25 protein-coding genes, 1 tRNA gene and 1 pseudogene are annotated in these 19,932 nt (G+C 59.2%); 17 read left to right on the top strand and 10 right to left on the bottom strand.

Annotated elements, in window-relative coordinates; all coding sequences use genetic code 11:
* From MHK09_RS05750 to purD, 3 genes and pseudogenes are all read right to left on the bottom strand, one after another.
* A pseudogene (locus MHK09_RS05750) lies at positions 1 to 197 on the bottom strand (IS3 family transposase); the annotation flags it as partial.
* Positions 198 to 359: 162 nt separating this feature from the next.
* Positions 360 to 1,790, bottom strand: a complete 1,431-nt coding sequence (purB, locus tag MHK09_RS05745) for an adenylosuccinate lyase (RefSeq protein ID WP_250412960.1) — start codon at positions 1,788 to 1,790, stop codon at positions 360 to 362.
* 41 nt (positions 1,791 to 1,831) lie between these two features.
* Entirely contained in the window at positions 1,832 to 3,106 is a 1,275-nt protein-coding gene (purD, locus tag MHK09_RS05740; protein ID WP_250412959.1) for a phosphoribosylamine--glycine ligase, read from the bottom strand.
* 35 nt (positions 3,107 to 3,141) lie between these two features.
* Here purD and MHK09_RS05735 point away from each other — a divergent pair, with 35 nt between their 5' ends.
* Positions 3,142 to 3,570 carry an HIT family protein gene (locus MHK09_RS05735; RefSeq protein WP_250412958.1) on the top strand — a complete coding sequence of 143 codons (429 nt, stop codon included), beginning with the start codon at positions 3,142 to 3,144 and terminating at the stop codon, positions 3,568 to 3,570.
* Here MHK09_RS05735 and MHK09_RS05730 read toward each other — a convergent pair.
* From MHK09_RS05730 to MHK09_RS05720, 3 genes are all read right to left on the bottom strand, one after another.
* Positions 3,567 to 5,072, bottom strand: a complete 1,506-nt coding sequence (locus tag MHK09_RS05730) for a sensor histidine kinase (RefSeq protein WP_250412961.1) — start codon at positions 5,070 to 5,072, stop codon at positions 3,567 to 3,569. The two genes, MHK09_RS05735 and MHK09_RS05730, sit on opposite strands and share 4 nt — an antisense overlap.
* 12 nt (positions 5,073 to 5,084) lie before the next feature.
* Complete coding sequence (locus MHK09_RS05725; RefSeq protein WP_150850895.1) at positions 5,085 to 5,789, bottom strand: response regulator transcription factor; 705 nt, start codon at positions 5,787 to 5,789, stop codon at positions 5,085 to 5,087.
* Between the two features lie 186 nt (positions 5,790 to 5,975).
* Positions 5,976 to 7,721: a pyruvate dehydrogenase gene (locus MHK09_RS05720; RefSeq protein ID WP_239235996.1), complete on the bottom strand. Its 1,746-nt coding sequence runs from the start codon at positions 7,719 to 7,721 to the stop codon at positions 5,976 to 5,978.
* A gap of 172 nt (positions 7,722 to 7,893) precedes the next feature.
* Between MHK09_RS05720 and MHK09_RS05715 the strand changes: the two genes are divergently transcribed.
* On the top strand, positions 7,894 to 9,405 hold the full coding sequence (locus MHK09_RS05715) for an MFS transporter (RefSeq protein ID WP_250412957.1): 1,512 nt from the start codon (positions 7,894 to 7,896) through the stop codon (positions 9,403 to 9,405).
* Entirely contained in the window at positions 9,371 to 9,925 is a 555-nt protein-coding gene (locus tag MHK09_RS05710; protein ID WP_086588176.1) for a TetR/AcrR family transcriptional regulator, read from the top strand. Before MHK09_RS05715 ends, MHK09_RS05710 begins: the two co-directional genes overlap by 35 nt.
* 196 nt (positions 9,926 to 10,121) lie before the next feature.
* Here the strand turns inward: MHK09_RS05710 and MHK09_RS05705 are convergent, their stop codons facing one another.
* The gene (locus MHK09_RS05705) at positions 10,122 to 10,985 is read right to left on the bottom strand and encodes a tyrosine-type recombinase/integrase (RefSeq protein WP_250412956.1); all 864 of its coding nucleotides are present in this window, start codon (positions 10,983 to 10,985) and stop codon (positions 10,122 to 10,124) included.
* Between the two features lie 259 nt (positions 10,986 to 11,244).
* Entirely contained in the window at positions 11,245 to 11,808 is a 564-nt protein-coding gene (locus MHK09_RS05700; RefSeq protein ID WP_250412955.1) for a hypothetical protein, read from the bottom strand.
* Positions 11,809 to 11,941: 133 nt separating this feature from the next.
* Between MHK09_RS05700 and MHK09_RS05695 the strand changes: the two genes are divergently transcribed.
* From MHK09_RS05695 to MHK09_RS05630, 14 genes are all read left to right on the top strand, one after another.
* Positions 11,942 to 12,151 carry a helix-turn-helix transcriptional regulator gene (locus MHK09_RS05695; protein ID WP_250412954.1) on the top strand — a complete coding sequence of 70 codons (210 nt, stop codon included), beginning with the start codon at positions 11,942 to 11,944 and terminating at the stop codon, positions 12,149 to 12,151.
* Positions 12,151 to 12,303, top strand: coding sequence for a hypothetical protein (locus MHK09_RS05690; RefSeq protein ID WP_250412953.1), 153 nt, complete (start codon positions 12,151 to 12,153; stop codon positions 12,301 to 12,303). The genes MHK09_RS05695 and MHK09_RS05690 overlap by 1 nt, the downstream gene beginning before the upstream one ends.
* A gap of 26 nt (positions 12,304 to 12,329) precedes the next feature.
* Positions 12,330 to 12,482: a hypothetical protein gene (locus MHK09_RS05685; RefSeq protein ID WP_250412952.1), complete on the top strand. Its 153-nt coding sequence runs from the start codon at positions 12,330 to 12,332 to the stop codon at positions 12,480 to 12,482.
* On the top strand, positions 12,482 to 12,655 hold the full coding sequence (locus tag MHK09_RS05680) for a hypothetical protein (RefSeq protein WP_250412951.1): 174 nt from the start codon (positions 12,482 to 12,484) through the stop codon (positions 12,653 to 12,655). The genes MHK09_RS05685 and MHK09_RS05680 overlap by 1 nt, the downstream gene beginning before the upstream one ends.
* Positions 12,652 to 13,020, top strand: a complete 369-nt coding sequence (locus tag MHK09_RS05675) for a hypothetical protein (protein ID WP_250412950.1) — start codon at positions 12,652 to 12,654, stop codon at positions 13,018 to 13,020. The genes MHK09_RS05680 and MHK09_RS05675 overlap by 4 nt, the downstream gene beginning before the upstream one ends.
* 13 nt (positions 13,021 to 13,033) lie before the next feature.
* Positions 13,034 to 13,366, top strand: a complete 333-nt coding sequence (locus MHK09_RS05670; protein ID WP_250412949.1) for a hypothetical protein — start codon at positions 13,034 to 13,036, stop codon at positions 13,364 to 13,366.
* A 90-nt stretch (positions 13,367 to 13,456) separates the two neighbouring features.
* Entirely contained in the window at positions 13,457 to 13,708 is a 252-nt protein-coding gene (locus MHK09_RS05665) for a hypothetical protein (RefSeq protein WP_250412948.1), read from the top strand.
* A gap of 217 nt (positions 13,709 to 13,925) precedes the next feature.
* The gene (locus MHK09_RS05660) at positions 13,926 to 15,581 is read left to right on the top strand and encodes an AAA family ATPase (RefSeq protein ID WP_250412947.1); all 1,656 of its coding nucleotides are present in this window, start codon (positions 13,926 to 13,928) and stop codon (positions 15,579 to 15,581) included.
* 243 nt (positions 15,582 to 15,824) lie between these two features.
* Entirely contained in the window at positions 15,825 to 16,028 is a 204-nt protein-coding gene (locus tag MHK09_RS05655; protein ID WP_250412946.1) for a hypothetical protein, read from the top strand.
* Positions 16,025 to 16,222 carry a hypothetical protein gene (locus MHK09_RS05650; protein WP_250412945.1) on the top strand — a complete coding sequence of 66 codons (198 nt, stop codon included), beginning with the start codon at positions 16,025 to 16,027 and terminating at the stop codon, positions 16,220 to 16,222. The genes MHK09_RS05655 and MHK09_RS05650 overlap by 4 nt, the downstream gene beginning before the upstream one ends.
* A 96-nt stretch (positions 16,223 to 16,318) precedes the next feature.
* Positions 16,319 to 16,591, top strand: a complete 273-nt coding sequence (locus tag MHK09_RS05645) for a hypothetical protein (RefSeq protein ID WP_250412944.1) — start codon at positions 16,319 to 16,321, stop codon at positions 16,589 to 16,591.
* Positions 16,592 to 17,494 (top strand): major capsid protein, encoded by a 903-nt coding sequence (locus MHK09_RS05640; protein ID WP_250412943.1) that lies wholly within the window; start codon positions 16,592 to 16,594, stop codon positions 17,492 to 17,494.
* 3 nt (positions 17,495 to 17,497) lie between these two features.
* Positions 17,498 to 17,878: a DUF2190 domain-containing protein gene (locus MHK09_RS05635; protein WP_250412942.1), complete on the top strand. Its 381-nt coding sequence runs from the start codon at positions 17,498 to 17,500 to the stop codon at positions 17,876 to 17,878.
* Between the two features lie 12 nt (positions 17,879 to 17,890).
* Positions 17,891 to 18,130, top strand: coding sequence for a hypothetical protein (locus MHK09_RS05630; RefSeq protein ID WP_250412941.1), 240 nt, complete (start codon positions 17,891 to 17,893; stop codon positions 18,128 to 18,130).
* 810 nt (positions 18,131 to 18,940) lie between these two features.
* Here MHK09_RS05630 and MHK09_RS05625 read toward each other — a convergent pair.
* Together MHK09_RS05625 and MHK09_RS05620 are read right to left on the bottom strand one after the other, a co-directional pair.
* Positions 18,941 to 19,717 (bottom strand): DUF3800 domain-containing protein, encoded by a 777-nt coding sequence (locus MHK09_RS05625; protein WP_250412940.1) that lies wholly within the window; start codon positions 19,715 to 19,717, stop codon positions 18,941 to 18,943.
* 123 nt (positions 19,718 to 19,840) lie between these two features.
* Positions 19,841 to 19,913: transfer RNA gene (locus MHK09_RS05620), tRNA-Thr, on the bottom strand.
* Between the last annotated feature and the right edge of the window lie 19 nt (positions 19,914 to 19,932).

Below are 19,932 nucleotides of genomic sequence, written 5' to 3'. Positions count from 1 at the left end.
ACAACTTCGGTCTTGATTTCGAACGAATACTGCTGCTTAGTCGGTTTTTCCACAAGACATAGTCTGCCATGCAGCTTAAACCGACGACAGAGCATACGGGCGGCGTATGTGGAGACACCAAGAGCAGTAGCAGCGGCACGATAGCCCACGCCTTGCTCAAATAGGTCAACCAACTGCTCCCGCTGATGCTCACTCACCAAACTTCGAGCTCTCAATGAAAACTACTCCCCACTAATCGGAAACTGATTTCTCAGTCCAACTAATGGGGAGCAGTTCAGTGGGCATTCGGGGACTATTTGATCGAAATGCGAAAAAGGACGGCGCACTGCGAAAGGAAAGCGCGCCCTGCGCGGCTCGTTTTAGAGGATCTCACCCGGGGTATAGGCCGCGGCCTTGGGGTGCTCGCCTACCAGCGCGTTGATGCGGTTGAGCACCTGGCTGACCTGGGACTCGGCGGCGCCGATGAAGGCGTGCTTATCGGCTAGGGCGGCCTCGAGGTCGGACGCGTCCATGGGCAGGCGGTCATCGGCGGCAAGGCGTTGGACTAGGTCCTGCTCGCCGCCGTTTTCGCGCATATTGAGTGCGACGGCCACGGCGTTTTCCTTGATGACCTCGTGGGCGGTCTCGCGGCCCACGCCGGCGCGCACGGCCGCCATGAGGATGCGGGTGGTGGCCAGGAAGGGCAGGTAGCGCTCCAGTTCGCGGTCGATCATGGCCGGGAAGGCGCCGAACTCGTCGAGGACGGTGAGGAAGGTTTCGAATTGGCCGTCGAGGGCAAAGAAGGCGTCAGGGAGCGCGACGCGGCGGACGACGGAGCAGAAGACATCGCCCTCGTTCCACTGCTGTCCAGCGAGGTCCGCGGCCATGGTGAGGTAGCCGCGGAGGATGACCTGCAGGCCGCCGACGCGCTCGCAGGAACGGGCATTCATCTTGTGCGGCATGGCAGAGGAGCCAACCTGGCCTTCCTTAAAGCCTTCGGTGACGGCCTCGTTGCCGGCCATCAAGCGGATGGTGGTGGCCAGCGAAGACGGGGCAGCGCCGAGCTCCACCAGGGCGGAGATGGCATCGAAGTCGAGGGAGCGCGGGTAGACCTGGCCCACGGAATTGAAGATACGGTGGAAGCCCAGGTAATCCGCGATGGCCGTCTCCAGGGAGGCGAGCTTGTCCTCGGAGCCGCCCATGAGATCGAGCATGTCTTGGGAGGTGCCCATCGGGCCCTTGATGCCGCGCAGCGGGTAGCGCGCGAGGAGATCTTCGACGCGTTCGATGGCCAGCAGCATCTCGTCGCCGGCCGTAGCGAAGCGCTTGCCCAGGGTGGTGGCCTGCGCGGCCACGTTGTGGGAGCGGCCGGCCATAACCAGGGACTGGTACTCGGCGGCGTGGCGGCCGATGCGGGAGACCACTGCGATGGCCTTATCGCGGATGATCTCCAGCGAGGTGTGGATCTGCAGCTGCTCCACGTTCTCGGTGAGATCGCGGCTGGTCATACCCTTGTGAATGTGCTCGTAGCCGGCCAGCGCATTGAATTCTTCGATGCGGGCCTTCACATCGTGGCGGGTGACGCGCTCGCGCTCCGCGATGGACTCGAGGTTCACGTCCTCTACCACGGCCTCGTAGGCATCGATGGCCTTGGCGGGGATATCTACGCCCAGATTCTTCTGGGCGCGCATGACCGCAATCCAGAGCTTGCGCTCCAAGATGATTTTATGCTCCGGGCTCCAGATATTGGACAGCTCTGCGGAGGCATAGCGGGAGGACAGGACGTTGGAAATCTTCTTCTTTTCAGCCACGTGGCTATTATTCCATGCCTGCCCCGCCGCGGGGTGAAGGGTTAGAGAGAAATCTCACCGTCTTCTGCTCGCTTGCCGATGTCCCGGCGCACAAAGCCACCCGCAAACTCGATGTCGTCGACGGTGGCGTAGGCGTCTGCGCGGGCGTCGGCAAGCGTGGCACCCTTGCCCAGCACGCTGAGCACGCGGCCGCCCGCGGTGCGGTAGGCGCCGTCGGTATGCACGGTGCCGGCATGGAGGACGCGCTGCGGATCGTCCAAGGCGGCGCCGGAAATGGCATCGCCCTTGCGCGGGGAAGCCGGGTAGCCCTCGGCCGCCATGACGATGATGACGGCGAAGCCATCCTCCCATTCCAGCGGCGGGAGCTCGGAGAGGGTGCCGGTGGCCGTGGCGTGGAGGGCCTCAGCCAGCGGGGACTTGAGCAGGGAGAGCACTGCCTGGGTCTCCGGATCGCCGAAACGGCAGTTGAACTCGACGACGGCCGGGCCTTCTTCGCCCCAGGCCAGGCCAGCGTAGAGCAGACCGGAATAGGGAGTGCCGCGGCGCGCCATCTCCTTGGCCACAGGGGTGCAGACCTCGTCCACGATGCGCTGCACGCCGTCCTCCGGCAGCCACGGCAGCGGGGTGTAGGCGCCCATGCCACCGGTATTGGGGCCCTCGTCGTTGTCATAGGCGCGCTTGTGGTCCTGGGCTGGGAGCAGCGGGACAACGGTCTCGCCATCGACTAAGCAGAAGAGAGAGACTTCGGGGCCGTCGAGGAAGGATTCCAGCAGCACCGGGTTGCCGGCCGCGAGGACGGCATCGACGTGGGCGCGGGCGGCGGTGCGGTCTGGGGTGACCACGACACCCTTGCCGCCGGCGAGCCCATCGTCTTTGACCACGAACTGCGGGCCGAAGCGGTCGAGGGCGGCTTCAATGTCGTCCTCGGTGGCGCCCGGGCGCAGCTGCTCCGCGCGGGCGGTCTTGACGCCGGCGGACTCCATGACGTCCTTGGCAAAGGCCTTGGATCCCTCGATCTGGGCTGCCTCCTTGCTAGGTCCGAAGACAGCGATGCCGGCCGCGCGCAGGGCATCGGCCACGCCGGCGACGAGGGGAACCTCAGGGCCGATGACAACGAGGTCTGCGGCGATACTCTGGGCGAGCTCCACCATGCGATCAGCGTCATCTACCTGGGAGTAGTCCGGGTGGACGGTAGCGAGGGTGGACATGGCCGCGCTGCCCGGCGCGGCGTGGATTTCGGTGCTCTTAGGGTCGGCGGACAGGCCCTTGACAAGGGCGTGTTCACGGCCGCCCGAACCAATTACGAGAATGCGCATGCCCACCATCATAACCAGCGGGTAGCCTGGCACACATGGCTTCTGTATTTACAAAGATCATTAATGGTGAACTACCCGCTCGCTTTGTCTACCGCGATGAGACCTGCGTGGCTTTCCTCTCCATCGAGCCGCTGCGCTACGGCCACACCTTGGTCGTGCCCATCGAGGAAGTAGATAAGTGGACCGACCTGGATCCACAGACCTGGGCCCACCTCAACGAGGTCGCCCTGGAAATCGGCGGCGCTATCAAGACCGCGTTTGATACCCCGCGCACCGGCTACATCATCGCCGGATTCGATGTCCCGCACACCCATATTCACCTCTTCCCCACCGAGAAGATGGAAGAGTATGACTTTGCCAAGGCCTTCGACGCTGAGAATACCGACGATGCCGCTATGGATGAGGCCGCCGCCCGCATCCGTCAGCACCTCGGCTGCAACGAGGAAGGCTTTCGCGAGGACTAGGTCTCAGAGGGGGCGTCGGCAAGCGCGGGCAGGCGCACCGTAAAGGTGGTGCCACGGCCGAGCTCGGAGTCGACGCTAATGCTGCCATCGTGCTGCTCCACCAGAGAGTGGACGATGGCCAAGCCCAGGCCGGAGCCACCCGTATCGCGGGTGCGCGAGGTATCCGCGCGGTAGAAGCGCTCGAAGATGTGCGCCGCATCTTCCTGGGACATGCCCTTGCCGTCATCGCTGACATCGATCAGCACATCATTGGCCTCGCGGCGCAGGCGCAGCGTCACCGTGGCATCCTCTCCGCCGTGGCGGATGCCGTTGGTCACCAGGTTGAGCAGCACCTGGTGCAGGCGGCTGGCATCGCCATTGACCACCGGGATGGACTTGGCGTCATTGGCCACCTTAATCTCGCGGCCGGGGAAGGCGGCACGCGCGGAAGAGCCCACGGACAGGGCCAGCTCCAGCAGGTCTACGGGGTGCAGGTCTAGGCGCGTACCCTCGGCGCGGGTAAGAGCCAACAGGTCCTCCACCAGCAGGGACATGCGCTTGGACTCATCGTCGATCTTGGAAAAGACCAGATCCACGTCCTTGGTGGCGCCGGAGCGATAGAGCTCGGTATAGCCACGCAGGCTGGTCAGCGGCGTGCGCAGCTCATGCGAGGCATCGCCGACGAAGCGACGCATCTGTTCCTCTTTCTCTTGCGCGCGCACGACGGAGCGCTGCAGCTGCCCCAGCATGATATTGAGTGCGGCGGCCAGCTGGCCCACCTCGGTGTGCAGCGGCCATTTGGGAACACGCTTGTCTAGGTCGCCTGCCGCGATTTCCGACGCCGTCTTTTCCACCACCCGCAGCGGCCGCAACGCCCTGCGGATAAACCAGAACCCCACGGCCGCAATGGCGGCCAGGGCGATGGCGGCAATGGTCACTTGGACCATGGCTAGGCCGTGCAGGATTTCCTTCTCGTGGGTCATGTCCTTAGCGATGACCGTGATGACACCATTGGAGTCCGCGAAGGCGAGCGCGCGCCACTTGGTGTTGTTCTCGATGGAACCCACGGTGGTGGGATACCCACCGAGCGGGATATTTTCCGCATTCGGGGTGGTCGAGGATGGCCCCGAGTAGCGGATGGTGCCATCGGGCAGGTAGTTCAGCACCACGTATTCGGTAGGCGGGCGCTTGGTGTGATCGCCGATGAAAAAGTCATTGCTGATATCGCGCGCCCATGTGGTCGACGCGGCGCGCAGCTCATCATCGACGTTGTTGAAGAGCACGTTGCGCATGATGGAATTCACCGCAAAGGACGAGCCCGTAATGCCGAGCCCGGAGACCACGACGAGGAGAATGACCAGCCACGTCCGCAGCGGCATGGCCTGCGGAATTTGGGAAAACATCCGCCGCTTGGGGGACTTTCCCTCCCCTTCGCCTTGCCCCAGGCCCTCATGCCACATGGACTGCGGGCGCGCCGCCGCCGGTGCAGGCGCCTGGTCCTGGGTCTCCTGTGAATCTTCCATCACTTAAGCACTTTAGGAGCGCGGGGTGCGCAGTACATAACCCACGCCGCGCACGGTGTGGATCAGCTGCGTCTCGCCGGTATCGATCTTGCGGCGCAGGTAGGAGATATAGGACTCGACCACGTTGCCATCGCCGCCGAAATCGTAGTGCCACACGTTGTCCAGAATCTTGGACTTGGACAGCACCACTTCCTTGTTTTGCATGAGGTAGCGCAGGAGGTTGAACTCGGTAGGAGAAAGCTCAATGAGCTCGCCGGCCTTGGTGACCTCATGGGTGTCATCATTGAGCGTTAGATCCGCGTAGCTCATGGTGGCGTCGTTGGTGGATTCTTCCGCCGCGCCGCCGCGGCGCATAATGACGCGCAGGCGGGTGATAACTTCTTCCAGGCTAAATGGCTTCGTCACGTAATCATCCGCACCGATGGTCAGGCCGTGGATGCGCTGGTCCACACCGTCCTTAGCGGTGAGGTAGAGCACCGGGCCGTCCAGGCCTTCTTGGCGCAGCTTGCCCAGCAGCTCGAAGCCATCCATGCCCGGCATCATGACGTCCAGGATGTAAGCATCTGGGTTTACCTCGCGGGCAATGCGCAGCGCCTCGTTGCCGGAATTGGCGCTAAATACCTCGAAGTTCTGGAACTTCAGCGATACGGTGAGCAGCTCCACAATATTGGGTTCGTCATCGACGACAAGAACCTTGGCGAGTTTAGTGTCTTCCATGTTCTCCTCAGACTCCCTTAAAGGTTGTGATTTTCTAACACGTCATCATGGCACGCTTGCTTTCCAGCCTACTGAAGAGTTTCTGCCTGAATCCTGTGAACGTGGATGCTCGGCCTGGTCGGGGCAAAAGAAAACCACGCCCTTCCCCAGGTGAGGAAGGGCGTGGTAGCTAGCGCAGAGCGCTATTTAGAAGTCCTGCGGGCGCGGGATGTTGCGCAGGTTGGACTTTGCCATGGTGATCATCTGGCCAACGCCACCGTCCAGAACGGTGCGAGTGGCAGCCTTGGAGAAGCCCATGAGCTGCTCGATAGTCAGCGTTGGTGGCAGGGAGAGGGCGTTGGGGTCAGTAACGACGTCGATAAGAGCCGGGCCGTTATAAGCCAGCGCCTTCTTGATCTGCTCCGGTGCGTCCTTCGGATCCTCGATGCGGAAGTGCTTGATGCCGGAAGCCTCTGCAATCTTGGCAAAGTTGACGGAATCGTGGTCGGTCTCGTGCTCCGGCAGACCCTGCACCAGCATCTCCAGCTTGACCATGCCCAGGGAAGAGTTGTTGAACACGAACATCTTGATAGGCAGGTTGTGCAGCTTCACGGTGAGCAGCTCACCCATCAGCATGGACAGTCCGCCGTCACCGGAGAAGGTGATGACCTGGCGGCCTGGGTTAGCGGCCTGTGCACCCAGTGCCTGTGGCAGGGCGTTGGCCATGGTGCCGTGGCGGAAGGAGCCGATCTGCTCGCGCTTGCCGTTAGCGGTGATGTAGCGAGCGCCCCACACGTTGCACATGCCGGTATCGACGGTGAAGATGGCGTCCTCATCGGCATTCTTGTCAATGAGGTCAGCAACGTACTCTGGGTGGATCGGGGTGTGCTTGTCCACGTTGGAGGTATAAGCCTCAACGACGTGCTCCAGCTTGCCGTAGTGCTTCTTAAGCATCTTGTCTAGGAAGGAGCGATCCTTCTTCTCATCCACGTGCGGCAGGATGTTCTCGATGGTGGCGGCGACGTCACCGGTGACCGGGTAGGAAATCTTGGTGCGGCGGCCGATGTGGGAGCCGTTGATATCCACCTGTGCCACGTTGGCATCCGGCAGGAAGTCGTTGTACGGGAAGTCGGTACCCAGCAGGATAAGCAGGTCAGCCTCGTGGGTGGCCTCGTGTGCCGCACCGTAGCCCAGCAGGCCGTTCATGCCTACGTCGAACGGGTTCTCGTACTGGATGTACATCTTGCCACCCAGGGCGTGGCCGATGGGAGCCTTGATCTTCTCGGCCAGCTTGAGCACCTGCTCGCGGGCATCCTTGACGCCGGCGCCAACGAAGAGGGTGACGGACTTAGCCTCGTTGATGGCCTGGGTCAGGGCAGCAGCCTCGGCCGGATCCGGGAAGACGACCGGGCGGCCAGCAGAGATCTTGGACTCGACGAAGGAGTCATCCTCAGCGTCCTGCATGGAAACGTCACCCGGGATAACGAGGACGGATACGCCATTGCCGGCCATGCTGGACTGGATGGCGTGGTGCAGGACAACGCCGCCCTGCTCAGCGGAGTTGACCATCTCGCAGTAGCCAGAGCACTCCTGGAAGATTGCCTCTGGGTGGGTCTCCTGGAAGAACTTGGAGCCGATCTGGCGGGATGGGATGTGGGAAGCCAGTGCCAGTACCTTAGCGCCGTTGCGGTGGGCATCGTACAGGCCCTGGATCAGGTGGGTATTGCCCGGGCCGCAGGATGCGGCACATACGGCCAGCTTGCCGGTGGTCAGGGAATCTGCCTCGGCAGCGAAGGCTGCTGCTTCCTCGTTGCGGACGTGAATCCACTCGATGGAGGAGCGACGAACGGCATCCACGATCGGGTTCAGGGAGTCACCGACGAGGCCATAAATGCGCTCGACACCCTGCTTTTCTAGGGTGTCAACTAGCTGTTCTGCATAGTTACGTGCCATTAATTATCATCCTTAACTCTTAATTGGTGCTAATACCACTGTGCTACTTACACCGCAGGAAAGTCCACTATTCTCCTATACACTCACACACTGCGTCCAGCTGTGAGGAAGGCAATACTAACCTATCTTTGACTGTAAACTATAACGACCGTTCGGTACTGTTTACTCTGCTATGAGTATCCACCCGCCCCGCGCACGAAGCCTTACCGCTCCGGCCTCCACGGCCGCACAGCGGTGGTCTTTCTGCGCCGTCATCTCTCTGGGGTTACTCATGGTTGGGCTGGATAATTCCATCCTCTACACCGCATTGCCGCAGCTATCACAGCAATTGCACACCACCGATACCCAGCAACTCTGGATTATCAACGCCTACGCGTTGGTACTCTCCGGTCTCCTTCTCGGTACCGGCACGCTAGGTGATCGCACCGGCCACCGGCGAATGTTCCTCATCGGTCTGGCCATTTTCGGCGGCGCCTCCCTACTCGCCGCCTACTCCCCCAGCGCCTGGGCGCTGGTCCTAAGCCGGGCCTTCCTCGGCTGCGGCGCCGCCATCATGATGCCATCGAGCCTTGCCCTTATCCGCCTTACCTTTCCCGATGAGGTGGAGCGCAACACGGCCATTGGCATTTGGGGTTCCGTCGCCGTCATCGGCGCGGCGGCCGGCCCCACCGTGGGCGGCTTCTTTTTGGAGCACTTCTGGTGGGGCTCGGTCTTCCTACTCAATGTCCCCGTCGTGGCCCTTGCCCTCGCGTTGACCTTGCTCCTAGCTCCGCCAAACGCCCCAAACCCCCTGAAACACTGGGACTTTCCTTCGTCCCTGTATTCCCTTATCACTCTTACCAGCCTGGTATTGGCCATAAAATCCCTGCCACACGCGTGGCCGGTGAGCGTCGCTGCGGCTGCCGTCTTCGTCTGCGGCGCGCTCGCCTTTGCCCACCGCCAGACCCGCTTGTCAGATCCCCTTCTGACCTTCGACATCTTTGACTCCCGCGTCTTCAGCGGCGGGGCCTTAGCGGCCGGCGGTGCCATGTTCGGTATGTCCGGCCTGGAGCTGCTCAGCACCCAAAAGCTGCAGCTTGTCGACGCCCTCTCACCCCTCCACGCCGGCCTTATCATCTCTGCCATGGCGCTATCTGCCATCCCTACCTCCATCCTGGGCGGCGCCACATTGCATCGCCTGGGATTCCTCCCGCTCATAAGCGGCGGATTCTTACTTATGGCCACCGGCATGACCCTGCTGCTCGCAACCCGAGGCGAGACGCTTGCCCTACTCGTTGTCACCCTCGTCCTCACCGGCCTAGGCGCGGGCCTTGCCATGTCCGTATCCTCAACCGCCATCATCAATGCCGCGCCCCTCCACCGCACCGGCATGGCCGCTGGCGTAGAGGCGGTCTCCTATGAATTTGGCACCCTGATTTCCATTGCCCTGACCGGAACCCTCGTGCCCCTACTCATGACCCGCGAACTCCCACCTCACCTCGCAGAACTAGGAACCGACGCGCTGCATCACCCCGCTTCCCACGCGACCGCCGCCAGCGCCTACAATGCCGGGTATCTTTCCACCATCGGCGGCCTAGCTTGCTTCGCCTTACTCCTAGCCGCGATAACCGCCTGGTGCTTCCGCGATAACCCCAAATCAGGAGATCCCCATGCCGCGAATCAACAAAAAGACCGCAGCCCTTGAAGCTGCGCTCGACATCATCGCCGCCGAGGATGTCTCCGGCCTTACCTATGACTCCCTGGCGCAGGCGACCGGCATGTCCAAGTCCGGTCTCATCTACCACTTTCCTACCCGCCACAACCTGCTGGTAGATTGTCACCGTTTTTGCGCTGAGCGCTGGGAAGAAGAGCTCGAGCAACTAGCCGGCGGCCACCCTGCCAGCGAGCTCAGTTTGGCCGAGCGCTCCCGCGCCTTGGTGCTCTCCATGGGCAAAAAGGATCCGCTCGTCAAGCTGCTGATGTGTGTGCACTCCCAGACTCACCCAGATTTTTCTGCCCAATGGGCAGATGTGGATGCACGGTGGATGGTGGATCCCTCCGCCGCCGAGACGGACGAGGATGACTTGCTCATCATGTTGCTTAGTACGGGGCTATGGGTGCACGATCACCTCAACCAGCGCAAGCTCTCCCCCGCTAACCGCCAACGCATGGTTGACCGGCTTTTTGGGCTTATTGATGCCCCCACAAAACACCACGAAGGCTAGGCCCCTCTAGGACCCAGCCTCCTTTTGAGCTGGAGACGAGACTTGAACTCGCAACCTACGCTTAGTTTTTGGTCGTTTTGCCCCGTATCGCTATTTCCAATGGTTCCGGTTAGTGCAGCTTAGGGCGCTAAAACTGGCCATCTAATTTGGCCTATTATCAAATAATCCGATTACTATTTAGACACTTTCTAGTCATTTAGAACGCGTCGGTATAGTTCGGTAGCACGTCAGGGCGTGCAAGATAGGCTTGCTCTGTAACCTTTGTCGAGGAATGACCAAGGTGACGCGACGCCGCCAACATGCCGTACCTCTCTTCGATGCGTGTTGCCACTGTCTTTCTGAAGTCGTGGGGGACAATCTTCATCTCCCCTCGAGCCTTCCTTAAGTCGCCCTCGACGTTGGCAACGGTGCGGAAGGTTCCGTTGCGCGTTGGGAACACAGTGTCGCCCATATATGGGCGATATTCTTTCTCCCACTGTCTGCGCAGCGCATCGACGGCGCATTGCTTCACCGTGATTATGCGCCTCGACGATTCGGTCTTAGGCCAATTCTTTCGCCCGCCTTTGTTATCCACTTGGCCGGTAATGGCAACGGTGCCTTCGTCTAGGTCTATGTCACTCCAGACGAGCCCTAGGACTTCACCGATCCTCATGCCACTACCGCGCAGCACGTCAACGATTTCAAGCAGGGACTCGCCGCGTTTGGTGCCCATCTCGTTGCTGCCACACCATTTTTCGACGGCGTTCCGGTAGTCGTCCATCTCTTTGTCTGTTAGCGCGTTGGGGTCTTTCCGCTTTGTGGCTTTGAGTTTCGTATCGCGCACGGGGTTGCGGTTCATCACGCCCCACCGCACAGCGAGCCCCGCAGCGCTTCCCAGGGCCGCACGTGCTGTCTTAGCCGTGCCAGGGCTCAGAGACTCTAGGAATGCCTGTAGTTTTTGGGTTGACAACTCGTTTAGTCGAATGTCGCCTATCTGCTGGTTGATATGTAGGTCGATGCATTTTTGGTACGTGTTGCGTGAGCTTTCGGAGACGTCGTGTTGCGCGATCCATAGCTCCATGAGTCGGGACAGTCTCGAGGTGGTGCCTAGTTCCTCGTTGTCTTCGCCCTGGAGTCGTTGCGCGCACCGCTCTTCAAGTGCTCGTTTAGCTTTCGTTTCACTAGCCCCGGTTGCGCGCACGCGAACGGTTTTACCGTTCAATAACCTCAGATAGGTTGAAGCCCTGAACTTGTTGTTACTTTCCGACAGTGGCGTTACATGAACTTCCCCATGCGTCCCCAACGGAGTAGCCGGCCTACCGCGTGCCATCTTTTAAGTCCTAACCTCGACGAACAACGCCGCCAGAATTGCGTATTTCGTTATTCAATTCGTTAGCTCGACGTGCGACTTCACCGGCTTGCTCAAGCAGCCATGAGTGATCTGTCTTGCCGTCAAGTTCCTTTAATGCTTCATCAGTCTCATAAAGCCGCTCACGGGCTTCGACTAGGGCGACTAACGGCTCTGGTTTACCGAATATAGGGTCGTCTAAATCTGGGTTGAGAACGAGTCGGCCAGTGAAGAGCCAGTCCGCTCGTAATGCGGTCTCGACGCGGGACGGTAGATAATTCGCCCACCCGTCTGGGTACTTTGGCCACAGTAAGCGGGCGGGGGGCACTTCAAGGGCTGCTGCAATGACGAGAAGCTCGGCAACGTCGAGTCGAGCCCCCCGGCGCCCATATTCGAGGTTGGACAGCACACTTTGTCCGATTGGGTAGCCGAGCTTTTCGGTCTCTTCGGACAGTCGCTTAAGTGACCATTTCGGTGTCTTCGCATTTCGGAGGCGTTTTATTTCCGTTGCTACGGTGTGCGCCATCTCAAGCGCCCATTCTTCGTTTTGTGTCATAGGGACACAATAACACGAGTTTTCTACATGGAGTTGTGCTGTCTTAACGGTCATACTATGTTCGCTTTAGGGGCACATAACGGCCTAAATTTCCGTTAGTTTGTGTTCTCTCAACACACTCAAAGGAGAAGGTATGACTCTTCCAAGTACCCCCACAATCCCGCTGCCCGAAGCTGCCAAGCTTCTCGGCATCGGCAAGTCGACGGCGTACGCCGCAGTCCGCAAGGGAAAGTTTCCCGTTCGCGTGATCCAAATCGGCAACCGCTATGTCGTACCGACGGCCCCGCTTCTCGAGCTTTTCGGACTCGACGAGCTACCAGACCTCGAAGGGAGCGCGGCGTAGTGCCTGACTATCAACAGCTCGAGTCCACCAACCTCTGTGAGTCCCCGGCTCGACCCGCCCACGACAACGACCGGGACAGCGACGCCGAGCGCCGCACCAATGCCCAGTCCCGCAACCGGGACATTTGGCCAAAGCACCCCGGACTCAAGTAACCCCGCCTAATCAAGGAGATCACCCCATGACTATCCCCCATGGTCACTACGACAATCATCTGCCGTTCGACCCGAACGACCCCTACTACGACGAGCTACGCGGGCTCGACCGCTACGACGCCATCGTCGACGCCGAGGGCCGCGACCTCGCCATAAGAGACGAAGAGGAGAACTACTAATGCTTACACCCGCCGAAGCCCGCAACCAGGCCATCAAAGTGATCACTAGTCGACTCGACCGGGAAGACGTCGACGAGCTCGAACTTGACTACATGGCCCATGACCTCGAAGCCGTCATCAACGACTTCGTCTACGGCCAAGTTGACGAATACCTCAAGGAGAACTTCGCATGACCGACTACTCGCCACAAGACTCGCTCGCATACCTCGCAGATAGTGTGCTTGCTTCGCTCGACGCCGCTAACGCAGAGATTCAAGACATCAACGGCACTTGCCCGGAGTTCGACGAGCTGCCCGACAACCTACAGAACGCGATCTACATCCTCGACAGCATTCGCGAAGCAATCCGCAAAGAAGCCATGCACCACAACGTGCACCGCGCCACTCACTACAGCAACGGCTACCCCGTCCGAGTCCACTACAAAGGCACGGCTATCACCGACCCGAGTGGGGTGCGTTACCGCCCGGACACCATCACCACGATGCACCCATCCGGCACCACCGATGCACCCATCCCACCCCAAAACATTGTCGCTTAAGGAGACAACCGCAATGACCCCGAATACGAAGAAAGCCCCCACGAGCGCTACCAACACTCATGAGGGGAACAACGAGACTACTAAGCGCTCGAATACCTCTAAGGCTACCGCACGGCGCACGCTGGTTCATCTCATCGTCAATCAGCAGGAACTACGAAGGGGAGAAACCACAGTCGTCCACTGCTTGTGTGGATACACCTTCCATAAGAAGTGGGCAGAACGCCCGAATTTTGAAGGCGTACGCACCAGCAAAGTGACCGGCAAAGTCCACCGTGATGAATGGTGCAAAGCGTGCTTGGACATGAAAGCACTCGACTTCGCTCTCTCCGAGGAGGCTGTCGCGTAATGAATGACCTTCTCGACCAGGCCGACGCGCTCCTCGTTGCTGACTCCGAAGACTTACTCCAACACCTCGACCTCGTGGAAGGAGCGATTCATGCCTGACAGAGAAATCACCACCGGCGACACTTTGGGCAAGGTCATCGCACCGCGCTGCGAAGAAGTGCTCAATCCAATTCGACAAGCCTACGAAGAGGAGCGCGAAGCACTCGTTAATGAACACAGAACTAAGGAACTCGCGGTGTTTGACGCGCTGGAGGAGTTGCGAAGCATCGAGAGTACCTGTTCTGACGAGCACGCAACCAGCAACATTCGCGAAGTGATTGCCGACCTCGAAGAGGTCTTCTAGCTCCAGGACGGCAATGCCGTTTAGCCCGACTGGCAGGCACCCGGTTTCGAGCACCGGGCGGGCACGAGGGCACAACCAATGAAGTGCCCTTAACGCAGGTAAAGAGCGGAAACAACTTCATACCAACCGAATAGCCATAGACGATCAGTCCGCACACAAAGCGGAACCCCGCCGAGTGAGCACCTCGACGGGGTCAACGGGGAAGAAGGTTTCCTTAATGCCAGGATACAACACCGACCGAACATCATTCGAGCGTGTTCTCAACGCCGTCGAAGACGCCGGCCTTCACGTCACGTACCGGAGTGACACGCAAATTAGTTTCCAGACGCCCGGCCATAGCGACACCGACCGTGGCACCTCCGTCACCTACAACGGCAAGCAAACACTCATCTACTGCCACAACGGAGACACCGACGACGTCCTCGACGCCCTGGGACTCACCGTCCGCGACCTCTTCGACGAAGAGACCGGGGCACGCTACGACTACGGCGACGGTCGCATCGTATGCCGCGACCCCGCCAAGATATTCAAGCAACTAGGCAACACCAAGGGCACCAACCTTTACGGACTTGAAACACTCAAGAATGAGGGCGTCGTCTACGTCGTCGAAGGGGAGAAAGACGCCGACACCGCCGCGCATGTCTGGCACGCCGCCGCCGTGACACAGGCCCAGGGCGCCAGCACAGGCCCGGAACGCGCCAACTGGGAACCACTGGCAGACCGTGACGTCATCATCATCGCTGACAACGACGCCCCCGGCCGCAAACGCGCCGACAAAGTCTTCACCTACCTGACCGGCATGTCACCGCGCCCGAAGTCGATCATCATCAAGGCCGCGAAAGAAGGCAAGGACTTATCCGACCACATCGCAGCCGGCCACCCGGCCGACGAGCTCGTCGACCAGGGCGCCAAAATTACCCGTCGTCGCGTGAAGCTCACCCCGGCAACGAGCATCAAGACCGAAACCATCGACTGGGTTATCGACCAGTGGATCCCCACCGGAATGCTCACACTACTCGCCGGTCGTGAAGGCATCGGCAAGTCGACCATCGCGTGCGACTGGGTTTCCCAGTTGAGCAAGAAAGGCGTGAAGTGCGCCTACCTCAATTCTGAAGACTCCCGTTCCTACACCGTGAAACCACGCTTGCAGGCTGCTGGTGCGAACCTCGGCAACGTGTTCTTTATCGACGTCGAAACCGAAACCGGCAACGAAGGACATCTGAAACTACCGCAGGACACCAACCTTCTCTTCGACGAGCTCAACGACCAGGGCGTGAAGTTCGTTGTCCTCGACGCGGCGAAATCATCGATGGATCCGAAACTCGATGGTTACAAGGACGACCACGTCCGCCAATTCCTCGAGCCCCTAGCCGCTGCCGCAGACCGCTATGGCATCACCGTCGTCGGTCTCGCACACTTCGGCAAGGCCGAGGGGAAAGACACCGGCAAGTTACTTCTAGGTTCCATTGCGTGGTCTCAAATTGCTCGCAGCGTGTTGTCTGCCGCAATGGATGACGACGGCAGGCTCATCGTCTCGAACACGAAGGCAAACCTCGCACGCGGCATCGTCTCTCGAGAAGCGCACCTTGTTTCACGCCCCGTCAAACTTAGCGACGGCACACTCACCGAACTAGGTGCCATCGAGTGGGGAGAGTTCACCGACACCGTCGCGACCGAGCTACTCGACCGTCAAAACGAAGACACGAGTGGACGCGGCGAAATTGCAGCCGTCGTTCTCGACTACCTCGAATCTGAGGGAGGAAGTGCGCCGGCAAAGGAAGTTCTCAAAGCAACGCGCGCCGCAGGGCTCGACGATAACGCCGTGAAAAAGCCCGCAGCAGGATCGGAGTGGAGACCAAAAAGGCCGGCATGAGTGGGGGCTGGGTATGGGCTATCAAGACCGGTAATCCGTTCTCGAAGGTTCCCGAAGATTCCGAAGGTTCCCGCGCACAGATACGGGAATCTTCGGAATCTTCGAGGGAATCTTCGGAAAAGAAACCTCGGATAGAGATGCGTGAAGAATACGAAGGAGCACAACAAACCTTCCAATTGGATCACCCCCCAGGAAAGTGATCCAACTGAACGATTTTCACGCCTAGAACCTCGACCAGGACACGTGACCAACGAGACCCGCGCCGCCGTCCTCGACGTCCTCTACGACCAATTCGGACAATCCCCGGCGGTCGTTAAAAGCTCACTTACTCAAGGCCAGCTCGCCGAAATTGGCGACCTCGACAACTACCTCAACACCCTCGTCGACGACGGGCTCATAGCCCGCGACAACAAAGGACGCTACCTCAAACTCAAGGAGACAGCATGAAAAACCCTCGCCCGTTCCGCCGTGTACGACTCTCATCCCTCGATAGCAACCGCGAATCTCTCGCTGTGCGTATGCGCCGCGACGCCCAGCACCCCGGCCGCATCTTCATCGAATTCCCCAAGTGCGCACTCATGACCGAACAACAAGCCATCAAGTTAGCGAACGCAATTGCGGATACCATCGAAGCATGCTAACCAAACCGTGCCTAGACGTGAACACATTCACGCTGCTAAACTCCGTGTTATAGGGCGTCGTCCCTATTCCCTGACCCCTAAGAAAAAGGAAAGAAAATGGCAAACATTTTCCCCATGCATGACAACGGAGACCCCTACACCTCCGAAGAACTTGCACAGGCCCGCGAAACCATGGGCCGCAAACTACTTACCACCGCAATGGACATCGACGTCTACCGCGCCAAGGCCCGCCAGGCCCAGCGCGAACGCGACAACCTAATTCGCGGATACATCGAGGTCTATGGCGGCACCATCGCCGAAGCCGCACGACTCGCGCAGCTCGACCGCAGCGCCATCTCGAAGATCCTCCACCCGAAGGCAGGTAAGTAAATGAGCACCAACTTCTACCCGCACGACTACAACGGCATCTTCGACAACGTCCCCGAAGTAACCTTCGACCAGTTCCTCCGCGTCGACGACGGAGAAATCATCTCGGCCGAAATCGCGCAGCGCTCCGAAGACGCCCTCATTCGTAACGTCTTCCGTGAATCCCAGCAGACTATTCCCGGCGCCCTGTTCTACAACCAGCTCACCCAGGATCAACTCGACTCCATCGGCCAGGCCGCAGAACGCAAACCAGGCGAAGAGTTTGCTCTCGTCTTCACCCCGGAGCGTGACCTCAAGTCCGAGGAAGTCCACCAGTTCGGCGCGAAGAGTGAAGTCACCAACGAACAAATCAAGCGCAACGACAAGGACGCACTGAATCGACTTCTCGACTTCCTCACGCTCACAATCGTTCGTAAGCTCGACGACTACGTCCTCGACATCTTCACGAAGGCCGACGCCGCAGGACTCACCCCGAAGAGCGCCGTGCCCGTCCTCGACGGCACCACGAGCCGCGACACCGCACCATCGGCAACGTCACTAGGACACCTCATCGAGCACATTGCACTAGGCCAGGAAGGCAACCTCGCCCTCAACTACAACATGCTGATCATGCGCCCCACCGACGCGGCCAAGCTCCGTGTCGAAGAGCGCGTGACCGGACTGTCTCTACTCGACGACTTCGGAGTTGAACTTCGCACGTCCCGTTCCCTCACCGAGAAATCCGCCTACCTCATTGACACGAACCGCGCAGGCGAAGTGCTGTGGGAAGACCCACTCACTACCGAAGTCATCGACGAGAAGCTCCGCCACGTACAGGTCGTGCAAGCATGGGCCACCCCGGCTGCAGCTATCACGACTCCCAGCGCCATCAACAAGATCACCTTCAACATGCCCCGAGGAGCGTAAACCATGTCCTACAAGAACCGAACCTATGACCGTTTCGCCCCCGCCGACGACATGACTGTCCATGCCGCCGCAGCCGTCAAGGGCCGGCACTTCGTCACCTTCACCGGAGAAGAGACCAATGGCCACGCCCAGGTCGTGCCCGCCACCGCAGGCACCTACCCCGCAGGCGTTGCAGCCTACGACGCCGCCAAGGACAACCTCGTCGGTCTCAAGCGTGGCAACCGTGTAATCACCGTCGCCACCGCCGAGAAGCTCGCCGCAGGCACCACGGTTGAAGTCGGCACTGACGGCATCGCCATCGCACACAGCGCCGGCGTTGCAGTCGGCACCGTCTATGCCGCAGGCGACGTTGAAGGCACTGTCCTCGTTGCCCTCAACGTCTAAGAAGGTGCAACGATGGCCAAGGTTAAAGTCACTGTCTCTCGAGGTTGGTTGAAGCGACATAACGCGGCCAAGGCACGTAAGCGGCCAGCCGCGTCGCGCAATAAGACCAATGAGACGAAGGAACTACTCGCGAAGTTCAATGCCGCTCGTGACGCGCTCTACGCTTCGGACGACATGCCGCAACTCGCGACCGTAAGCGCCGCGCAGCTGATCGCCCTGTCAACTAGGCGTGAGCAGCGTAAACAGGTATAATCGAGGGTGCCCGAAAGGGCACTGATACTGATGCTCCCGCAGCATCCCCTTCCCAGTAGTGGGTAGTGGGTCACGACGTCCGTCACAATGTCGTGGCCCACTTTCTTCGTTTTCGTAAAACATGACCAAACCGGCGTTAGAACAGTCACCGAAGCCTGTTACCTCCTCGTGCAGGAAAACCAGCGCCTAGCGTGTTACCGGGCCCGCAGGCGCGCATATAGGCACCATTACGACACCGTCGTTTTCGTGTGGAAGAAAGACCGGGCGCCCGAATTCATAGACCGGCACGCCCTCGGGCCCCTACCTTCATGACGCTGGGCACGGCCTTCTCTCTCCGAAGTCGTTTCCAAATTCAACGGGCGGCGCCAGGACGGGGTGGCCAGATTCTTAGGCGGGTATCCCTTCGGACTCCCCACCCTCAAGTCACCGAGTACGAAGATTTTTTACACGCGGCCAAAAAGTTTCGGCACGCTGGGCAAACGACCGCGTTTTCCCTGTTCAATTTTCGCATCTAAGGCGACGAACTTTCACGCGTGTATGCCAGTACCCTTCAACCGCTTAAACGGGTGCGCATAATCGCAGGTCGCGAACGGTAACGCCAAGACGCGAGTAGAGATGTTTATGGATCATTAGGTGAAGCAGCATCGGCCTTATTCGCGAGCAAATGCATGGGGGCCCCTGGGGCTAGACTCCTTTTAAAACTACGAGAGTTGCGCTATGATTTTGTTCGAAGGGTCTTTAGGAACCTGCCAGAGAATCGCCAGCGGTGCTGCCACCGCCCTCTTTTAGTAGATCGGCCTCTGGGGGTTCCTAGAGACCCTTTTTACAGTTCACGCATGCCACGCCAGGAGAATACGAAATGGCATCGTAATTGGGCATAGGAAACATCCCCAACGGAATTGCGCAACCTTCACTCCCTTTTCTTACCTGGTGCCAGATCGTTTGAAGAAATTCCGGAAAATACATCACTTCCCCCCAACTGGTTTTACTAGGCCAGGTTGCAGACTTTAAGAACCCGCAGTAAATGTCTGCTGCCTCACTGCCTAGATATTTATCGGCCGACACCCAGACAATTTTTTTAATAAGATTCCATTGAACTTTTTCGCCCTTTTTTGCACGGAGAGGCCCTTTAAAATATTCGCTTGTCTTATTGTGGTCATGTCCTCGTACATGTCCGAATTTGATACTTACTTCCCGGCTTCCGCCGGGCCAATAAGTGGCAGCCCAGACAATCGACTTCAGCATTTTTCCTGCTACGTAGTTATAGAACCTTTCACGGTCCTCAGCGTAACTGTCCTCTTTCAGGAGTCGTTTGTCTGCGTAAACATAGAGAACTTGAACACCTTCAAGCTGTGCAAGAACTTCAGCCGCATGCCGTCGCCGTTCGTAGGTTTTTAGGTATGCTTTCCAAGACATAACCTTGTCAGCTGGAACGTTGAAGTCACGATGTAACTGTTTGACCACGTCATTTAATCGCTCACGGGGGAATCCATCTTCAACCAACACCGCCGACATGCCGAAGACTAAGCTCGATCCCCCCTTAAGCAATCCCCTGTCGCCAGTCTCATCAACATAAGCGTGAATCATTTTCCGCGACAACTGGCGCCACCACCCGATTGAGTCCTAAATAAAAATAGCCATTTTTTAGACGACTGAGCAAAACTAGCCAAATCGCCCACTTAAGTTACCCGTTCCTAGCAGCAGGTTTTGAGCTGGAGACGAGACTTGAACTCGCAACCTACGCATTACAAGTGCGTTGCGCTACCAATTGCGCCACTCCAGCACCGCGGGAGAAATCCCGC

This window comes from Corynebacterium tuberculostearicum (assembly GCF_022347235.1).
In the GTDB taxonomy this organism is placed as follows: domain Bacteria; phylum Actinomycetota; class Actinomycetes; order Mycobacteriales; family Mycobacteriaceae; genus Corynebacterium; species Corynebacterium tuberculostearicum_F.
Note: the sequence above shows the minus strand (reverse complement) of the source record. Positions and strands in the feature narration are given on the sequence as shown.

Bases quoted from the DNA above. Each gene is read 5' to 3' on its own strand.
- purD (WP_250412959.1), bottom strand. From the start codon at position 3,106: ATGCGCATTCTCGTAATTGGTTCGGGCGGCCGTGAACACGCCCTTGTC.
- MHK09_RS05735 (WP_250412958.1), top strand. From the start codon at position 3,142: ATGGCTTCTGTATTTACAAAGATCATTAATGGTGAACTACCCGCTCGC.
- MHK09_RS05730 (WP_250412961.1), bottom strand. From the start codon at position 5,072: ATGGAAGATTCACAGGAGACCCAGGACCAGGCGCCTGCACCGGCGGCG.
- MHK09_RS05725 (WP_150850895.1), bottom strand. From the start codon at position 5,789: ATGGAAGACACTAAACTCGCCAAGGTTCTTGTCGTCGATGACGAACCC.
- MHK09_RS05720 (WP_239235996.1), bottom strand. From the start codon at position 7,721: ATGGCACGTAACTATGCAGAACAGCTAGTTGACACCCTAGAAAAGCAG.
- MHK09_RS05715 (WP_250412957.1), top strand. From the start codon at position 7,894: ATGAGTATCCACCCGCCCCGCGCACGAAGCCTTACCGCTCCGGCCTCC.
- MHK09_RS05710 (WP_086588176.1), top strand. From the start codon at position 9,371: ATGCCGCGAATCAACAAAAAGACCGCAGCCCTTGAAGCTGCGCTCGAC.
- MHK09_RS05705 (WP_250412956.1), bottom strand. From the start codon at position 10,985: ATGGAGCTATGGATCGCGCAACACGACGTCTCCGAAAGCTCACGCAAC.
- MHK09_RS05700 (WP_250412955.1), bottom strand. From the start codon at position 11,808: ATGACACAAAACGAAGAATGGGCGCTTGAGATGGCGCACACCGTAGCA.
- MHK09_RS05695 (WP_250412954.1), top strand. From the start codon at position 11,942: ATGACTCTTCCAAGTACCCCCACAATCCCGCTGCCCGAAGCTGCCAAG.
- MHK09_RS05685 (WP_250412952.1), top strand. From the start codon at position 12,330: ATGACTATCCCCCATGGTCACTACGACAATCATCTGCCGTTCGACCCG.
- MHK09_RS05680 (WP_250412951.1), top strand. From the start codon at position 12,482: ATGCTTACACCCGCCGAAGCCCGCAACCAGGCCATCAAAGTGATCACT.
- MHK09_RS05675 (WP_250412950.1), top strand. From the start codon at position 12,652: ATGACCGACTACTCGCCACAAGACTCGCTCGCATACCTCGCAGATAGT.
- MHK09_RS05670 (WP_250412949.1), top strand. From the start codon at position 13,034: ATGACCCCGAATACGAAGAAAGCCCCCACGAGCGCTACCAACACTCAT.
- MHK09_RS05665 (WP_250412948.1), top strand. From the start codon at position 13,457: ATGCCTGACAGAGAAATCACCACCGGCGACACTTTGGGCAAGGTCATC.
- MHK09_RS05660 (WP_250412947.1), top strand. From the start codon at position 13,926: ATGCCAGGATACAACACCGACCGAACATCATTCGAGCGTGTTCTCAAC.
- MHK09_RS05650 (WP_250412945.1), top strand. From the start codon at position 16,025: ATGAAAAACCCTCGCCCGTTCCGCCGTGTACGACTCTCATCCCTCGAT.
- MHK09_RS05645 (WP_250412944.1), top strand. From the start codon at position 16,319: ATGGCAAACATTTTCCCCATGCATGACAACGGAGACCCCTACACCTCC.
- MHK09_RS05640 (WP_250412943.1), top strand. From the start codon at position 16,592: ATGAGCACCAACTTCTACCCGCACGACTACAACGGCATCTTCGACAAC.
- MHK09_RS05635 (WP_250412942.1), top strand. From the start codon at position 17,498: ATGTCCTACAAGAACCGAACCTATGACCGTTTCGCCCCCGCCGACGAC.
- MHK09_RS05630 (WP_250412941.1), top strand. From the start codon at position 17,891: ATGGCCAAGGTTAAAGTCACTGTCTCTCGAGGTTGGTTGAAGCGACAT.
- MHK09_RS05625 (WP_250412940.1), bottom strand. From the start codon at position 19,717: ATGATTCACGCTTATGTTGATGAGACTGGCGACAGGGGATTGCTTAAG.